At 48.8% G+C, this 15,969-nt stretch carries 18 protein-coding genes; 8 read left to right on the forward strand and 10 right to left on the reverse strand.

Going from position 1 to position 15,969, the window contains the following annotated elements:
- The first annotated feature begins 85 nt into the window (after window positions 1-85).
- The 4 genes from pabB (at window position 86) to FCN78_RS07375 (ending at window position 5,355) form a co-directional block, all read left to right on the forward strand.
- Window positions 86-1,483, forward strand: a complete 1,398-nt coding sequence (gene pabB / locus FCN78_RS07360; RefSeq protein ID WP_077658781.1) for an aminodeoxychorismate synthase component 1 — start codon at window positions 86-88, stop codon at window positions 1,481-1,483.
- Window positions 1,480-2,244 carry an NUDIX hydrolase gene (locus FCN78_RS07365; RefSeq protein ID WP_077658701.1) on the forward strand — a complete coding sequence of 255 codons (765 nt, stop codon included), beginning with the start codon at window positions 1,480-1,482 and terminating at the stop codon, window positions 2,242-2,244. The genes pabB and FCN78_RS07365 overlap by 4 nt, the downstream gene beginning before the upstream one ends.
- A gap of 237 nt (window positions 2,245-2,481) precedes the next feature.
- Window positions 2,482-3,750, forward strand: a complete 1,269-nt coding sequence (locus tag FCN78_RS07370) for an HAAAP family serine/threonine permease (RefSeq protein ID WP_077658702.1) — start codon at window positions 2,482-2,484, stop codon at window positions 3,748-3,750.
- Window positions 3,751-3,993: 243 nt separating this feature from the next.
- Window positions 3,994-5,355, forward strand: coding sequence for an L-serine ammonia-lyase (locus tag FCN78_RS07375; protein WP_077658703.1), 1,362 nt, complete (start codon window positions 3,994-3,996; stop codon window positions 5,353-5,355).
- An 87-nt stretch (window positions 5,356-5,442) separates the two neighbouring features.
- Here the strand turns inward: FCN78_RS07375 and FCN78_RS07380 are convergent, their stop codons facing one another.
- Together FCN78_RS07380 and nfsA are read right to left on the reverse strand one after the other, a co-directional pair.
- Window positions 5,443-6,030, reverse strand: coding sequence for an acetate uptake transporter (locus FCN78_RS07380; protein ID WP_077486127.1), 588 nt, complete (start codon window positions 6,028-6,030; stop codon window positions 5,443-5,445).
- A gap of 254 nt (window positions 6,031-6,284) precedes the next feature.
- Window positions 6,285-7,007 carry an oxygen-insensitive NADPH nitroreductase gene (nfsA, locus tag FCN78_RS07385; protein WP_077658704.1) on the reverse strand — a complete coding sequence of 241 codons (723 nt, stop codon included), beginning with the start codon at window positions 7,005-7,007 and terminating at the stop codon, window positions 6,285-6,287.
- 247 nt (window positions 7,008-7,254) lie between these two features.
- Between nfsA and FCN78_RS07390 the strand changes: the two genes are divergently transcribed.
- Window positions 7,255-7,521: a GrxA family glutaredoxin gene (locus tag FCN78_RS07390; RefSeq protein WP_077458277.1), complete on the forward strand. Its 267-nt coding sequence runs from the start codon at window positions 7,255-7,257 to the stop codon at window positions 7,519-7,521.
- 70 nt (window positions 7,522-7,591) lie between these two features.
- On the opposite strand, the gene FCN78_RS07395 is transcribed toward FCN78_RS07390, so the two are convergent.
- From FCN78_RS07395 to FCN78_RS07410, 4 genes are all read right to left on the reverse strand, one after another.
- The gene (locus FCN78_RS07395; RefSeq protein ID WP_077658705.1) at window positions 7,592-7,864 is read right to left on the reverse strand and encodes a DUF4282 domain-containing protein; all 273 of its coding nucleotides are present in this window, start codon (window positions 7,862-7,864) and stop codon (window positions 7,592-7,594) included.
- A gap of 44 nt (window positions 7,865-7,908) precedes the next feature.
- Window positions 7,909-8,172: a Txe/YoeB family addiction module toxin gene (locus tag FCN78_RS07400; RefSeq protein WP_069362546.1), complete on the reverse strand. Its 264-nt coding sequence runs from the start codon at window positions 8,170-8,172 to the stop codon at window positions 7,909-7,911.
- Window positions 8,169-8,411, reverse strand: a complete 243-nt coding sequence (locus tag FCN78_RS07405; RefSeq protein WP_021022842.1) for a type II toxin-antitoxin system Phd/YefM family antitoxin — start codon at window positions 8,409-8,411, stop codon at window positions 8,169-8,171. Before FCN78_RS07405 ends, FCN78_RS07400 begins: the two co-directional genes overlap by 4 nt.
- A gap of 87 nt (window positions 8,412-8,498) precedes the next feature.
- The gene (locus FCN78_RS07410) at window positions 8,499-9,314 is read right to left on the reverse strand and encodes an arylamine N-acetyltransferase family protein (RefSeq protein WP_077658706.1); all 816 of its coding nucleotides are present in this window, start codon (window positions 9,312-9,314) and stop codon (window positions 8,499-8,501) included.
- Between the two features lie 500 nt (window positions 9,315-9,814).
- On the opposite strand from FCN78_RS07410, the gene FCN78_RS07415 reads away from it, so the two are divergent.
- Window positions 9,815-10,351, forward strand: coding sequence for a hypothetical protein (locus FCN78_RS07415; protein ID WP_077658707.1), 537 nt, complete (start codon window positions 9,815-9,817; stop codon window positions 10,349-10,351).
- A gap of 41 nt (window positions 10,352-10,392) precedes the next feature.
- On the opposite strand, the gene FCN78_RS07420 is transcribed toward FCN78_RS07415, so the two are convergent.
- The 4 genes from FCN78_RS07420 to FCN78_RS07435 form a co-directional block, all read right to left on the reverse strand.
- Window positions 10,393-11,463 carry a GTP pyrophosphokinase gene (locus FCN78_RS07420; RefSeq protein WP_077658708.1) on the reverse strand — a complete coding sequence of 357 codons (1,071 nt, stop codon included), beginning with the start codon at window positions 11,461-11,463 and terminating at the stop codon, window positions 10,393-10,395.
- A gap of 131 nt (window positions 11,464-11,594) precedes the next feature.
- On the reverse strand, window positions 11,595-12,005 hold the full coding sequence (locus FCN78_RS07425; RefSeq protein ID WP_167483328.1) for a hypothetical protein: 411 nt from the start codon (window positions 12,003-12,005) through the stop codon (window positions 11,595-11,597).
- On the reverse strand, window positions 11,983-12,165 hold the full coding sequence (locus FCN78_RS07430) for a hypothetical protein (RefSeq protein ID WP_077658710.1): 183 nt from the start codon (window positions 12,163-12,165) through the stop codon (window positions 11,983-11,985). Before FCN78_RS07430 ends, FCN78_RS07425 begins: the two co-directional genes overlap by 23 nt.
- Window positions 12,166-12,244: 79 nt before the next feature.
- On the reverse strand, window positions 12,245-12,883 hold the full coding sequence (locus FCN78_RS07435) for a hypothetical protein (protein WP_077658711.1): 639 nt from the start codon (window positions 12,881-12,883) through the stop codon (window positions 12,245-12,247).
- A gap of 627 nt (window positions 12,884-13,510) precedes the next feature.
- On the opposite strand from FCN78_RS07435, the gene FCN78_RS07440 reads away from it, so the two are divergent.
- Both FCN78_RS07440 and FCN78_RS07445 read left to right on the forward strand, forming a co-directional pair.
- Window positions 13,511-15,190, forward strand: coding sequence for an aspartate:alanine antiporter (locus FCN78_RS07440; RefSeq protein WP_077658713.1), 1,680 nt, complete (start codon window positions 13,511-13,513; stop codon window positions 15,188-15,190).
- A gap of 101 nt (window positions 15,191-15,291) precedes the next feature.
- Window positions 15,292-15,966, forward strand: coding sequence for a response regulator (locus FCN78_RS07445; RefSeq protein WP_046073104.1), 675 nt, complete (start codon window positions 15,292-15,294; stop codon window positions 15,964-15,966).
- The last annotated feature ends 3 nt before the right edge of the window (window positions 15,967-15,969 follow it).

Raw genomic sequence — 15,969 nt, forward strand, 5'->3', positions numbered from 1 at the left:
TAGCTATGATACGCTTAGCGCTATCTGCGCGCCACACGGCGTCTCAACCGTGATCACAAAAAGAAGAATGCAACCACAGAACGCCATGAAGCTCACTACCACGCCAATCGACTACGCCCCGGATCTTGCGTTGACCCTGTTTGATAAGGTCGTTCATCAGCCCTGGGCGATGTTGCTCCACTCGGCCACACGGACGCATCCAGATAGTCGCTTCGATATCCTGGTCGCCGATCCCATCGCCACGGTGACCGCGCGCCACAATCAAGTGACCACGCGCTACCCCGATGGGCACACCACCACTGACGATCACGACCCCTTTCACTGGGTCGCGCAATTACAAGCACAGCTATTACCAGCGGTTTCTGAAATCGCCCCCTGGCCCTTTACCGGCGGCGCCCTCGGGTATTTTGGTTATGACTTAGGGCGCTGTGTTGAAACCCTACCCACGCGGGCTAAAGACGAGCTCAATGTCCCCGACATGGCGGTTGGTCTCTACGACTGGGCAGTGGTGATTGATCATCACCAGCATCAAGCGGTGGTGATTGCACCGGACAGCGATCAGCGCTGGCAATGGCTCACTCATCAGGCTGCACCGTCCCGCCCATCGTTTGCACTCACCGAACGCTGGCGCGCGAACATGACCGAGACGCAATACCAGCAAAAATTTGCCCAAGTGCAAGCGTATTTACATGCCGGTGATTGCTACCAAATCAACTTGGCTCAACGCTTTTCCGCCTCCTATCAAGGTGACGAGTGGCAAGCCTATCGGAAATTAGCGACCCGTAATGGTGCGCCCTTCTCTGGCTTTATCCGCTTAGCGGACAGTGCCATATTATCCGTGTCACCGGAGCGGTTTCTTTCCGTACATAATCAACAGATTGAAACCAAGCCTATCAAGGGTACGCGCCCTCGCTATACCGACCCGCAACAAGATGCCGACAGCGCTCAAGCACTGAAATCGGCGGAAAAAGATCGTGCTGAAAATTTGATGATTGTCGATTTGCTCAGGAACGATATTGGCCGAGTTGCCTCGCCAGGCTCGGTTTCTGTGCCTAAACTCTTTGATATAGAGAGCTTTCCCGCCGTCCACCATATGGTGAGCACGGTAACAGGTAGGCTCCCTGATGAAAAAACAGGCCTCGATCTGCTTCGCGCGGCGTTTCCCGGTGGCTCAATTACCGGTGCTCCCAAAGTACGCGCCATGGAAATTATTGAAGAGCTTGAGCCACACCGTCGCCATATTTATTGCGGCAGTTTTGCCTACCTCAGTCGCTGTGGCCGGATGGATTCGAGTATTACCATTCGTACCCTGGTCGGCCACCAAGGCCAACTGCATGTGTGGGCCGGTGGCGGTTTGGTCGCTGATAGCGAGGCAGACGCGGAGTATCAAGAAACGCTCGACAAAGTCAGCCGCATCCTCCCCGTGCTGGCAGACGATGATAGCTTGGCTGCCCCTTTAACTGATTTAACGGAGTCACGATGACGCTAATCGCCGAGGAACATGATTATTTCACGCCAATCCGCTGTACGTTGGGCGCGAAAGCAGCTTCTTGGTCTGCATCCCTGACGCATCCTCAATCCATTTGTGACGAGCCAGGCCGCCCCTTATCGCCTGCGGATGTAACCCGGGCTTTTTCGTTAACCCCGCTAGCGCGCCACGACAGCCGCATTTTGAATCGCGTTCGCCTCTCCCCCAGAATTTTGGGTGGCGCTGACTTTCAACCCGCGGCGGTGCTAATCGGCCTGGTGCCGCGCGAAAACGGGATCCAACTGGTATTAACCCAGCGCGCGAGTCACTTAAAACATCATCCTGGCCAAGTCAGTTTCCCAGGCGGCAAGCGGGAGCCTTCTGACAGAGATAACACCGCCACCGCCACACGGGAAATGTGGGAAGAAACCGGGATTCGTGTTGCCCCTGAGGCGATTATTGGCCACTTATGCCCACTTCCCACCGTTACTGGCTATTACATTCACCCTGTCCTGGCGTGGGTCGATCCCGAGTACCAGCCTTGTCTGGATGACAACGAAGTCGCCGCCTGCTTTGAAGTACCGTTGGATACTCTTTGTCGTCCGGGGCATATTCGCGAGCAGTCTTTCCTACTGTATGGCCAGTGGCACCCTGTGTGTGCGTTTTATCACCAAGACCGGCTGATTTGGGGCGCCACTGCGCAATTGCTTCGTGCGTTAATCAGCCAACTAACATTGTTTTCCCCCTCGGGTCACCACTCGTCAACCTGCCCATAACCACTCAAAGGGTATGGCTTTAGACGCACATTGATGCATATTTATCCAACAAATATCTATACATCTATGCCTGCATAGTAGAGCAATCGACCTTTCGTTATTGATAGTCATCACATTTTGGTGCAATAGTCTGCGCACCACTTTTCATATAGCGATCTAGCTCTTGGTTTTCTCTGTGGAAATCGCCAGAATTCGCCTTCCCTGATTTCTGTTCCCGACAATGTGAGTAGTATTGTTATGCAAACCACCTCGACGACTGGTACCCGCGCAACGTCGCGCCCGCGCTGGACCAAACAAGATACAACCTGGGCGCTTTCCCTTTTTGGCACCGCGGTTGGCGCGGGTATTCTTTTCCTTCCTATCAACGCAGGCATGAGTGGATTCTGGCCATTAGTGGTCATGACCCTGCTTGTCGGCCCAATGACCTTCTTTGCCCACCGCGGCCTCTCTCGTTTTGTTTTATCTTCTAAAAATGCGGGCAGCGACATTACCGAAGTGGTTGAAGAACACTTTGGTGTTGGCGCGGGTAAATTGATCACCTTGCTGTACTTCTTTGCCATTTATCCGATTGTGCTGATTTATGGCGTGGGGATCACCAACACCGTTGACTCCTTCTTGGTCAACCAGCTTGGCATGGCGTCACCGCCACGTGCGATCCTCTCGCTAGCACTGATCCTCGGCATGATGTCGGTGATGCTACTGGGCGAGAAAATGATGCTGCGCGTCACCCAGTTTTTGGTCTACCCGCTGGTTGGGATCTTGGTCTTTATGTCCATCTACCTGATCCCAGAGTGGAACACAGCGGCGCTATCGCAAGTGCCGTCCGCGGGTGACTTTACTATTACCCTTTGGATCTCGATTCCAGTGCTGGTTTTCGCCTTTAACCACAGCCCGGCGATTTCGTCTTTTTCCTTGGCACAGCGCCGTGATCACGGCGACGACGCGGAATACAAGTCTGGCCAGATCCTGATGCGCTCAGCGGCCATGTTGGTCGGTTTCGTGATGCTGTTTGTGTTCTCTTGCGTGCTGTCACTGACGCCAGCGGATTTAGAAGCGGCGAAAGCGGAAAACATTGCGATTCTTTCTTACTTGGCCAACAAACATGAAAGCCCGTTCATTTCCTTCTTGGGTCCATTGGTGGCCTTTGTTGCCATTGTGTCCTCGTTCTTTGGTCACTACCTGGGCGCACGTGAAGGCCTGAACGGGATTGCCACCAAAGCGCTACGCAGCATGGGTAAGCCGGTTGATCGCAAAAAAATCAACGTGTTTACCGTGGTATTCATGATCCTAACCATTTGGCTCGTCGCCACCCTCAATCCAAGCATTTTGGGGATGATTGAATCACTTGGCGGCCCAATCATTGCCTCCATCCTGTTTATTATGCCAATGTATGCCGTGAAAAACGTGCCAGCAATGCAGAAATATTCAGGTACAATCAGTAACGCTTTTGTTCTGATTATGGGGCTGGTAGCCATTTCAGCGATTACGTACAGCATGATCTCTTAATCTCCAACGATTCTGAATCAGCCGTCTTGCTTAATCGGACACAGCGCGCGCAGCAGGCGCTATAGGACTGCTGCATTGGGCGCTATGCCCTCCGCATCCATCGATGTTTGCGGCTAACAAGGAGCAGTGAAGGCTGCTCCTTTTCATTATGGCGAGCCTGTGCTTGCCATCACAGTCAATACCATGGACGGATGGCGTAAACACTAAATCCATTGCCCTTAGGGCATTGACTGAGGTAGACACATGATCAGTGTTTTTGACATTTTTAAGATTGGCGTTGGCCCATCCAGTTCTCATACGGTTGGCCCAATGAAAGCGGGCAAGTGCTTTGTTGATGAGCTAACCGCCAGTCAGCGTTTAACCGACATCGATCGGGTCACGGTTGACGTATACGGCTCATTGTCACTCACCGGTAAAGGCCACCACACCGACATCGCTACCATTATGGGCTTAGCGGGCAACACCCCTGAAACCGTTGATATCGATTCGATCCCCCGCTTTATTAAACGGGTTGAAGAGACAGAGCAATTGCCACTGGGTGAGCAGCAACACGCGGTGGCCTTTCCACGCGACGGAGGGATGAACTTTCATACCTCTAACCTCTCACTGCACGAGAACGGCATGCGCATTCATGCTTGGCAAGGCGATGAGTGTGTACTGAGTAAAACCTATTACTCGATTGGCGGTGGCTTTATTGTTGAAGAAGCCGAGTTTGGTCAGCCTGCCATGCAAGCGGTGCAAGTCCCTTACGACTTCAATAGCGCTGACGGCTTACTGGCACTCACCCAGGAAACTGGCTTTTCCATCAGTGGCTTGGTGATGGCCAACATGCGTAGCATGCACAGCCAAGAAGAAATCGACACCTATTTCGCCAATATTTGGCAAACCATGCAGGCGTGTATGGACCGCGGGATGGAAAACGAAGGCGTGTTACCTGGCCCGCTGCGCGTACCGCGCCGTGCGGCCGCCTTACGTCACCAGTTAAAAACCAGCGAAAAATACAACATTGACCCCATGACAGTGGTCGATTGGGTGAACATGTTTGCCTTTGCCGTTAACGAAGAAAACGCCGCCGGTGGCCGCGTGGTCACTGCCCCGACCAACGGCGCATGTGGCATTATTCCTGCGGTGCTAGCTTACTACGATAAGTTTATCGAGCCGGTTGATAAGCCAACCTACACCCGCTTTTTTGCCGCCTCTGGCGCAATTGGTGGTTTATACAAACAAAACGCCTCCATCTCTGGGGCAGAAGTGGGTTGCCAAGGTGAAGTCGGCGTTGCCTGCTCCATGGCCGCAGCCGGCCTCGCTGAACTGATGGGCGGTAGCCCGCACCAAGTGTGCATGGCGGCTGAAATCGCCATGGAACACAACTTAGGCCTCACTTGCGACCCGGTTGCCGGGCAAGTACAAGTGCCTTGCATTGAGCGTAACGGCATTGCCGCGGTGAAATCCATTAATGCTTCACGCATGGCACTTCAACGTTCGTCCGAGCCGCGTGTATCACTAGATAAAGTGATTGAAACCATGATGGAAACTGGCAAAGACATGAACGCCAAATACCGCGAAACCTCACAAGGCGGATTGGCCGTTAAAGTGATGTGTTAACTCTTCACTATCACGCTTAATCACGTATAAAAAAGCTCGGCCATGTGAGTGGCCGAGCTTTTTTGATCTAAACAATCTATCAAGCGTTTACGCGGTTTGCGGTGCTAGCGTTGCTTTTTGCTCGCCAACGGGCAACACGGTACGGCCATATTCTTCGTTAAGCACCTGCGCCATCGCGAAGTAAATCGCACTCAAGCCACACACAATGCCCTCAAAGCCTGCAATGGTGCCAATCAGCGCATTGCCAGTAAAATCGCGTGCCGCCAGCAAGAAGAAAAGTACGGTCAAGCTAGCAAAGACAAACTGCTTCGCCAGGCAGTAACGACGTGAACCGATGTACATAAAGCCGGTAAACACACCCCACATCACCAAGTACCAACCCATAAAGCCGGCTGGGCTCGGTTGAGCAATGCCCATTTCTGGCATGACAATTAGCCCTACCAGCGTCAGCCAAAACAGGCCATAAGAGGTAAATGCCGTGGTACCAAAGGTATTGCCCTTTTTGAATTCCATGATGCCGACAATCACTTGTGCCAAGCCACCATAAAAAATGCCCATCGCCAAAATCATGCTATCAATGGGGAAAAAACCCGCATTATGAATGTTCAATAATACCGTGGTCATGCCGAAACCCATCAACCCCAAAGGGGCAGGATTTGCCAGTTTGTTTTCCATCAGAGCCCTACTTCGTATAAAAACAATTTAATATTAAAAATGAGCGCGGATAACGTCAGATAAAAGTGATTATCACGCGCAAAAACGCGGCAATATTACGGTTTACAGGGCAGATGTAAATAGATTTTAGGGCTTAGCGGCAGGATTAGACAATAAATCCAACAAATCGGATAGCAAACTGGACAAAACGAGGTGATAAATAATAAAAAAGCAGCAAAACGCTGCTTTTTTATCCATCACGTTTAGACACTCTCTTAACGGGTGCTAAACCCTTTGCTGTGCAGAAAGTCCTTCATAAACGGACGCGCTTCTTTTTCTAGCGTGGCGGAGATCTGCTCGCTCCAGCTCATGTCTTTATTGCCACCCGTACGGGTTTGATAATACTCGCGCACTTGGTTGTCATAGTCGCTTAGCGCCGCCTCATCAATGGCTTGATAGCTGTTTTCGTGCACCAAAAGCTGTGCGGGTAATTTAGGCTTGGTTTCGGGGTCTTGCGCCGGCACACCCAAGCACATACCAAACAAAGGCATCACGTGATTCGGCATCGCCAACAACTCGGCCACCTTTTCCGGCTGGTTGCGCAAGCCGCCGATATATACGCCGCCAAAGCCCATCGACTCCGCGGCCACCATGGCATTTTGCGCCATGATGGCACCATCAATCGCACCGATCAGCGTCTGTTCGGTAAAGCCTAACTTGGCGTTAGGGTTAATTTGCTCATGACGATGAAAGTCCGCACACCACACCAAAAACTCAGCACAGTCGGCCACATACGCTTGGTTGCCCGCGTATTCCGCCAGCAAACGTCGTTTTTCTTTATCCGTGACACGGATAATGCTGGTGCACTGTAAAAAGCTTGAGCTGGATACCGAGCGCGCCGCATCGATAATCTGGGTTAATTGCTCGGGAGAAATAGCGTCTTGGGTGAATTTACGAATAGAGCGGTGAGAAAGAAGTGTCTCAATCGTTGGATTCATTGTGCTTCCTTATTTGACGTTGAGCCGTTAAAGAGGGATTGAGAGGTTGTACACCTTTCTACACATGGAAGCAATCACCCTGCTCTGGCGCTTTACTCCCCACCAACCCCAAAAACTCGCCACCGCACGCGTTGGCACATCTTGGCGCTTATCATCGGTTTTTCCTATTGGTGCGAGAGGGAAATTCATCTTTTCTAACGTTCGCCCATCAGGCATAGTAATGGCATTAACGCTAAAGGAGATGACTATGTTCGTCGTGATTTTTGGCCGCCCTGGCTGCCCATTCTGTGTTCGCGCTAAAGACCTCGCGGAAGAGCTAAAAACAAGCCGTGAAGATTTCAACTACCGCTATGTCGATATCCACGCAGAAGGTATTAGCAAAGCTGACCTAGAAAAAACCGTCGGCAAGCCGGTTGAAACCGTGCCACAAATCTTTGTTGACCAAGCGCACGTTGGCGGCTTTACCGAATTTGAAGCCTACGCCAAAGAAAACCTCGGCCTGTATCAAGAATAAGGCGCCGATAACCTTGCTAAAAAAGCCAGCTTCTCGCTGGCTTTTTTAATACTCAAGGATATCAACGCATTTACACGTCTGAACGCTCCTTCACGTCTTTTAAACTTTGAAGATTTTCGTTGATTTTAAAGATCACAATCATCAACTCACACCAAATCCTTGCCCCTACTGCACCGGCAACAATAGTAAACAGGCCAACAGCAACGTTTTCCAACCGCATCCCGCCGTAGCTACCAAACATAGTGCCCAGCCCAGAGAACAACGCAATCAGCAACAACAGCCAATACAGTCCGGTGACCAGTTTTGGCGTCAACATCGAATTAAAAAAGAAGATAGATTTCACACTTTGTTCCTTAAAAAATGAGAAAAAGGGATTCGAATCAGCCACTATTCATAATGGCTCCAGAGCCTGAGCACTTTCACCACTTGTTCATCCTCGAGGATTTGATAGACCAAGCGATGTTGAATATTAATACGGCGTGAATAGGCACCAGTGAGATCACCGACAAGCTTTTCAAATGGAGGAGGTTTACGGTAGGGATCGTCTTCAATCAGTGCTAACAGTTCTTGCGCTTTTGGTTTGAGGCCACTGGAAGCCAGCTTTTTTGCGTCTTTCTGGGCTTGTTTGGTGTAAACCAACTTCCATGTCACCAGTCCAACTCCTCATCGCATTCATCCGTCGGCGTGGCGATGCCTTCGCGAATTGACTCACGCATCCCTGGTACAGAAAGCAAATAGAGTGTTTCCTGAATCGCTGACCAGTCTTCTTCTGAAATTAGCACCGCTTTGTTACGTTTGCCCGCAATAACAATGGGCTGATGTGATTCGGCGGTTTCATCAATGAGCCGATACAATTTGCTACGCGCTTCAGTGGCAGTGATCCCCGTCATAGCGCCTCTCCGGTGATTACATTTTAAACAATTGTACGGCATCGAGTACGTACGTCAAGACGAACGTACTCGTTAATATCCGCTCACTCAAGCCGCCGAGTTGGCCGCTACCTGTGCAAATGCGGTTTCCAACACCGCTTTGGGCGGTTGCAATAAAAACACCTCATGAACCAACTGGGTTAATGCCTCGACGCTATCGATGCTTTTATCGGTGACAAGTTGCCCCTCCACATCCCAGATCAAAAACTGCTGATTACGGATCAAATAGCGGTGTGACGCGGTGATCAAAGACACCACGAGATTATTGACGAAAATGGCTTCGGGGTGTTGATGAGAATAGAAGTGCGCCACTTCAAAATCGGCTTCTACCACGTCGTAGAGCTCAACCTCGTACAGCGTTAATGGTGGTTGGCCGGGCTCGTGTAATACCACGGTCACCACATCGCCATTACGCGTGATTTGATAGGTATCGTGCCCGATGGTGCAGGTGCGCTGGTTGATATTGAGTAACCCGCGCGGTGTTTTGTCGCCAAAACCAACGTCCACTAGATAGGTTTCGCCATCGAGCTCAAGCACATTCATGCGGTGGGTGCGTGGATTGGTGGGCTTACCATTGAGCATCACCCGCGCTAGCACACTGCGCACTTCAAACCCCAAATGTTTCAGGGCAAGGTAGGCAATCTTATTATGCTCAAAGCAATAGCCGCCTTGCTGGTTCACCACCAACCGCTCAAACAAGGCATCCTTCTGTAAAGAAAGCGGCTGCCCTGCCATGGCATTCAGGCTAGAAAACGCATACCGCGCCAAGTGCTTTTCAATAAGCTCAGTGACCAGTGCCGCGCCCTTCGCCTCACTCAATCCGAGGCGATGTAAATACTCTTCAATCATGGGTGCTGATGTCATCGTCGGCTCCTTATGTGAATGGCACCAGGTTAATCCCTCAAGTTAGGTTGAGGTAAAGCGTTAACTCGTTCCCACGCTCCTGCGTGGGAATGTATATGGATTTTGAATCATAGGCAGAGTTCGCCACAAAATCACCGAACTACACTTGACCTCTGTTCTAACACTATCGGACAGCGTCAGTACCTTTAGCAAGCAAGCCACTGTAATGCCCTAGGAAGAATAATATAACACTGGTTATGGTGCTGTTTGTGTTTGAATAATAGCAAGAGCTAGATATGCATTCCCACGCAGGAGCGTGGGAACGAGAAAAATATAGTGGATATTACGCTCTCTTTTCACCCGCTTTATATGCTGGCATACTGACCTCTTAAGGTCGTCATGCATGTCCAGTAAAACGGATGAAGTCCAATGTCACTTTAGAGTTATCTCTTATCTAGTGTTCTCATTGGCCACCATCTTACATGATCAATAATGAATCAAAATTCCTAGGATTATTCACCATGTTAGATAAAAAACTGTTTCTTAGCCCGACTTTTTTTATTGGGGCTTTAATTGCTTTTGGAGCTACACAAGGTATCAAGTCATTTATAAATATTGATTCTGGCAATGCTAATCAGTTCATGCTTGAACTAACGCTATGCTGGATGTTATTCACAATAGGAGCGGCCGGCTGCACAGCATGTGTAGCAAAGCGTAACAAACTAAACACTTTGTCATTTGAGCTTATGGATACTAACCTAGCAGCATACCTTGGTAGTGTTAGCTCTATTCTGGCTACAACTGTAGGGTTGATAGTTAGTGCAACAATTAGTCAAGAGTGGGAAGCTGTAAAAGTTGGCACTCTAATTTTTTCTCATATATTTTTACTTTTCGCTATCCAACCTGTGATATGGACGAAAATCACAAAAAGATTTATCCATCAACGTACTACTGCAATGTTTAATCAACCTAAAATGATGCTCGCTCACTTTACATTTTTTTCTGGTTTGATATGTTTGGGATCACTTGGTTTCCACGAGATTATTCTCGCCAGATAACGTCGCACTCTCACGATAATTTTTCCAGCAGTAGCGCTTTGTTAGCCATTTTCTGCCAGCCATGCTTCAAATGTCTCGGTTGATTGATTGTTCAGAATTTTGGAAAACGCTTCCCTATTGCCGTTATATAGACAGTGCCTAATAATCGTATAAGGGTTCAATTTATCATTTGGATACTCATTTTCGAAAAATTTCTTATATCGTTTTACTAGCGTGATATTCTCTCGCATATAGAAATTGAATTTTCCTCGAGTTATATCCGGTTTCAGAGACACTATTTCTTCGGTGAACCCGTCCACCTTATGGGGCTCGAAATCAAACTCTTTAAAAAAGTGCTGTGCGATCTTCAAAAAGCTGAACGCGTTTAAAGGGGAGGTTGTAAACCTTGGCGCTTCTTCACCCGATTCAACTTGATCGGTTTCCTGAGTGATTTGTTCTTGAGTGACGTCTTCCGCCCTTATACTTTCTTCTGTGGCATTTCGGATTTCTCTGAACTCCCTATCCGCCACTTCAAATAGCGCTGCTAAAGAGTTAATTCGTCTCTTAAGGTGATTAGGTATAGATTTTTTGTATTTAATCTTGTGATCAAGAACGCTCCATGAGTCCTGTATTATGGTTCGTATTTGAACCTCAAACTGAAAACCTGTGAACTTCGAATATTCAGGAAGCTCTCTTCTTTGCTCATTTAATTTTAAGTCCAAATGGAGACCTTTATAGCCGAAAGAGTTTTCGGTATTTTCAATTTTTGAAATCTTGTCAGTTATCTCAATAACATCAAAATGCTCGCACAGAAGGTCTCTAATTATGACTATATCATCCTCATAGAGGCAAACGATCCGCAAGCCTACTAGGTCGGTGATGTGATCTATAATCTGATACTCTTCGCCTTCTGATTCAAGATATGTTCGATATTTTCTGCTGAATTTTTTTACACATTCGTCCCGATCTTTTACCCGGCCTTCTACTTTTGGCAAAGCAATATCGCTGGAGCTTCTGATTAGGGAGTTCAATAGAGTGATAAATGAACTCTTTGCTCCATCCAGTAGCCCACTATTTTCGTTGTAATAATCTCGGAAAATTGTCTTTTCCTTCTCAAAATCCAAAGATGGCATGTATTCTCCCTGGAGGATGGCTAACGTCCAACTAAGTTGTGAGCACGCTACCATATTACCTAAGCACTGCGCAGTAACCACTAAAAATTTTAAACCAAAAGAGCCGAGAATTGCGAATCAGCTTGATTTTTTTATACATTGGTTCTCGGGATATCAGGCAGTTCTGCACCGAGGTTTACTACTAGACTTCCAGACATTTTCTCATATTCTAAAAAAGTTGGATTCGGATAAATATCCCCAGAATAGAGCTCTTCTTGATACAGATAGAGCAACATAGTGAACAAACCACAAAGAGCGTTTTTTACATTTTCCTGATTGGCTTTTTTTGCATGGGTAGAGCGATTATGCTTTACATTATTATAATCAACCCACCATTGAGAGTTTCTATTATCATTCCACCTTAACCAAGGTTTAATCGTTAGATCATATCGTGGGATCAAACACTCAACCGCATACAAGTTGGGATATGCTTCTCTAAGCTCATTTCTATAATTATCCATATTTCTAGCTGAACTTGAGTTATTGATTTTTTTTACAAACAAGCTTAGCGATGACATCTGTTTCAGAGCATATAGCCAAATATAGCTTTGTATAGGCAATAGAATAAGTTAGAGCATTTTCATCACTCAACTCTACGTATTCAACTGTTTCCACGAAGTCTTTCTCCAATGAAAGAAAATGTTGCCAATGTGGCAATTTCATACGCACTCCTCAAAATGTATAACAGAAAGCTAACCGGCGCGAGGAACGAGCGTCCGTTTGAGCGGTTTGTTGGAAGCTCTCAATAAAACACTGAGCCAAGATTGACGATTCCGCGTACTTGCCCAAGAAGGTCTTCGTCCTCGTACTCTCGGCAAAGCTTGAGAAGCCTGTCGTACCCATATTTATTTGGGACTAGGATAGTTGTTTGTTCTAACTCGAATTCAAACCCGCCGGGAACCCGCCATTCTCGTTCGTGCGTCCAGTCGACGAAGTTATCGTCGTCGGATAGATCAAAGCGGACGATGCGCCACCACTCGTCTTCGCGAAGGATGGTCTTGGCCTTGTCTGTGTCCTCATAGACGACCGGCCGACCCCCGACTGCATAGACATAGGGTTTCGGGAACATAAGCCCGACTCCGTGATACCGGACTTTGGCTCCCTCAACAGCTGATCGATATTGCTCCTCGGCGTGGATATTCTGAGACAACGAGTAAACTGGGACGTCTTGGAAGCAGGTTGCGGGGATACCACCACAGACAAATCCGTTGTCAGTTGTAGAGCCCGCTATCCTCCGCTCCTTCAATATGCTAACGAGCACATCAACTGGCCCTACCTTCTTCCCGTCTGATTCGCTCCCTCTTGTCAGGTGCACCAACTGGGAGGAAAGATCGGATCGTCCCGCTATCCTCTTGTTCCATATGTCTCGAGTATATCCCATGCGTACGCTACTCCTTCCAACATTGTTTTAGCGCGCACACTCACTGCCCCAAAACCGTTACACGCGCCTTTTTCTTACTGACTGTTATTAAAATACTTACAGCTCTTTATTTTTGTCTCATTATCGAGAAAGTGGGCAAAAAAGACTATTTTTAAGGGCACACCCACGCTACCGCCCATCGATTGTCCGCATCCGGTAAGCGATCTGCCTCTTTGTTTACTTTTTAGCCTACCAAATGTCTAAATACCTTTTCATGCGCTAGTGTCCAAAATGTTAGCTATCGCTTATTCTGTGATATTCGCTCCAAAAAATTACTTTGCGGTGGGGTTACAGGAGTCGCGTTTGGCGGGTGTAGGCTGGGAAAATAGCAGGCGTAAAAGTGTCGCCTTGGCGGTGTTTGGGGAGGCAGACAGCCGCCGTGGCTGGGTGTTGGCGAGGCTGGCAGCTGGCGTCTAGAAACTCGGCGGTGGTGAATTCTTTGGTTTAATTTGACCAAACGCGGTCAACTGGTCTTTTTTTACGCAAAATTAATCTTTATTTCACTAAATTTGTACAACAAAGTGTGATTAAGGTTGGTATAATTTTCACCACATTAACCCCCTGCACGCTCTGTCGGACATTTGTGCTGTGAATATAGACGTCAATAACCTCCTGCTCCAAAACGATATTTTACTCCTTTTTGTGGTTCTCGCCCTCGGCCTCGCAGTCGGAAAGATCAAAATTGGTAGTGTGCAACTCGGCGGATCCATCGGCGTGTTGTTCACCGCGATCATTTTTGGCAACGCGGGGTTCACCTTCTCGCCTGATACCCTCAGTATCGGCTTTATGCTGTTTATCTATTGCGTGGGCATTGAGGCGGGGCCTAACTTTTTTGGCGTCTTTTTCCGTGACGGAAAATCATACCTATTGCTTGCCTTGGCGGTGTTACTCAGCGCCATTGGCTTAACCCTGTTCTTTCAAAACCATTTGGGGCTAGATATCAGTATTGCCACCGGCATGATGGCTGGGGCACTCACCGCCACTCCGGTATTGGTGGGCGCGAAAGATGCGCTTAACTCCGGCTTAACCGGTGCAGAAGGCGAACAGTTGGGGATGATGATTGATAACCTGAGCGTCGGCTATGCCATGGCCTACCTCACCGGCCTGGTGAGCTTGATTGTGCTGGCGAAATTGATGCCGAAGTTGCAGCGCCATAACCTTGAGCACTCCGCCCAACAGATTGCGATTGAGCGCGGCTTGGGCAGTGAATCACAGCGTAAAGTCTATTTACCCATTATTCGTGCGTATCGGGTCGGGCCTGAATTGATCGATTGGATTGATGGCCGCAACCTGCGTGAGTTGGGTATTTATCGCCAAACCGGCTGTTATATCGAGCGCATTCGCCGTAACGGCATTTTGGCTAACCCCGATGGGGACGCCATTTTGCAGCAAGGCGACGAGATTGCCTTAGTGGGCTATCCCGACAGCCACGCGCGGCTGGACCCCAGCTTCCGTAACGGTAAAGAAGTGTTTGACCGCGACCTGCTCGACTTACGCATTGTCGAAGAAGAAATCGTAGTAAAAAATGACTGCGTGGCGCAGAAAAAGCTGTCGGATTTAAACCTGTCGGAATACGGCTGCTTTTTAAACCGTGTGGTGCGCGCTCAGGTTGAGATGCCGATGGATCAAGGGATTATCCTTAACAAAGGCGATGTGCTGCAAATCAGTGGTGAGAAAAGCCGGGTAAAAGGCTTGGCCGACCGCATCGGCTTTATCTCGATTCATAGCCAGATGTCGGATTTGCTCGCCTTTTGCTGCTTCTTTATTTTGGGGCTGGGCTTAGGGATGATCACCCTCACTTTCGGTCAAGTGACCTTCGGCCTAGGTAATGCCGCTGGCTTGCTGTTGGCGGGGATCAGCCTCGGCTTTTTACGTGCCAACCACCCCACTTTCGGCTATGTGCCCCAAGGGGCGCTGAATATGGTGAAAGATCTCGGCCTGATGACCTTTATGGCTGGCATTGGACTGAGTGCCGGTAGTCGGCTGTTTGATTACATCGCGGACATGGGCTTTTCGGTGATCCTGGCCAGCATTGTGATCAGTGTTATCCCAGTGATTGTCGCCTATTTGATTGGCGCGTATGTGCTGAAGATGAACCGCGCGCTCTTGTTTGGCGCGATCATCGGGGCAAGAACCTGTGCGCCGGCGATGGATATGATCAACGAGCATGCTCGCAGCACCATTCCTGCCTTGGGCTATGCGGGCACTTATGCGATTGCCAACGTTATTTTGACCTTGGCCGGCACCTTGATGATTATTTTGGTGTAACGTCACGCTGGAGACGGTCGCTGAGTCAGCCAAAATTCAGTTTATTAAACCTATAATAAAGGCGTCCACCTCGGGCGCTTTTTTGTTTTACAGGGGCTTTTATGCAGGTTCTTATTATTGAAGATGACTCGATTTTAAGTCATCACCTGAACACCGAACTCAGTGAACTCGGCCACCATGTTCGCTGTGCCAGCACTGCCAGCGAAGGGCTTTATTACGCTGACCAATACCCCAATGATATTGCCATTGTTGACCTTGGTTTGCCCGATCAAGATGGTATTAGCCTAATTCGTGATATTCGCGCCAAAGGGCTGCGCCTGCCGATTTTGGTGCTCACGGCGCGCGCCAATTGGCAAGATAAAGTCACGGGCTTAGATGCCGGTGCCGATGACTACCTGGTAAAGCCGTTTCAAAAGCCGGAACTAGTCGCACGACTAAACGCATTAGTACGCCGCAGTGCGGGTTTTGTGAAGCCCACCATTACCGCTGGCGATATCGAGTTAGATTTGTTGGCGAAGTCAGTTACTGTCAATGGCCAAGCGCTAGAGCTGACCGCCTTTGAATATGATTTGTTTGAGTACCTTATTCGTCACAGTCGCGAAGTGATCTCCAAGCAACGCTTGCTCGATGTGCTGTATCATGACCAAGATGGCGACCCTAACACCATTGAGGTGATGATCAGTCGTCTGCGTAAAAAGCTGATCCAAACCGGACACGACAACCCCATCTCGACTGTGCGTGGCCAAGGCTACCTGTTCGAGATCCAAGCTGAGTAAACC

It is taken from the genome of Salinivibrio kushneri (genome assembly GCF_005280275.1).
In the GTDB taxonomy this organism is placed as follows: domain Bacteria; phylum Pseudomonadota; class Gammaproteobacteria; order Enterobacterales; family Vibrionaceae; genus Salinivibrio; species Salinivibrio kushneri.

Coding starts and splice junctions, on each gene's coding strand:
- pabB (WP_077658781.1), top strand. CDS start 86: ATGAAGCTCACTACCACGCCAATCGACTACGCCCCGGATCTTGCGTTG.
- FCN78_RS07365 (WP_077658701.1), top strand. CDS start 1,480: ATGACGCTAATCGCCGAGGAACATGATTATTTCACGCCAATCCGCTGT.
- FCN78_RS07370 (WP_077658702.1), top strand. CDS start 2,482: ATGCAAACCACCTCGACGACTGGTACCCGCGCAACGTCGCGCCCGCGC.
- FCN78_RS07375 (WP_077658703.1), top strand. CDS start 3,994: ATGATCAGTGTTTTTGACATTTTTAAGATTGGCGTTGGCCCATCCAGT.
- FCN78_RS07380 (WP_077486127.1), bottom strand. CDS start 6,030: ATGGAAAACAAACTGGCAAATCCTGCCCCTTTGGGGTTGATGGGTTTC.
- nfsA (WP_077658704.1), bottom strand. CDS start 7,007: ATGAATCCAACGATTGAGACACTTCTTTCTCACCGCTCTATTCGTAAA.
- FCN78_RS07390 (WP_077458277.1), top strand. CDS start 7,255: ATGTTCGTCGTGATTTTTGGCCGCCCTGGCTGCCCATTCTGTGTTCGC.
- FCN78_RS07405 (WP_021022842.1), bottom strand. CDS start 8,411: ATGACGGGGATCACTGCCACTGAAGCGCGTAGCAAATTGTATCGGCTC.
- FCN78_RS07410 (WP_077658706.1), bottom strand. CDS start 9,314: ATGACATCAGCACCCATGATTGAAGAGTATTTACATCGCCTCGGATTG.
- FCN78_RS07415 (WP_077658707.1), top strand. CDS start 9,815: ATGTTAGATAAAAAACTGTTTCTTAGCCCGACTTTTTTTATTGGGGCT.
- FCN78_RS07420 (WP_077658708.1), bottom strand. CDS start 11,463: ATGCCATCTTTGGATTTTGAGAAGGAAAAGACAATTTTCCGAGATTAT.
- FCN78_RS07430 (WP_077658710.1), bottom strand. CDS start 12,165: ATGAAATTGCCACATTGGCAACATTTTCTTTCATTGGAGAAAGACTTC.
- FCN78_RS07435 (WP_077658711.1), bottom strand. CDS start 12,883: ATGGGATATACTCGAGACATATGGAACAAGAGGATAGCGGGACGATCC.
- FCN78_RS07445 (WP_046073104.1), top strand. CDS start 15,292: ATGCAGGTTCTTATTATTGAAGATGACTCGATTTTAAGTCATCACCTG.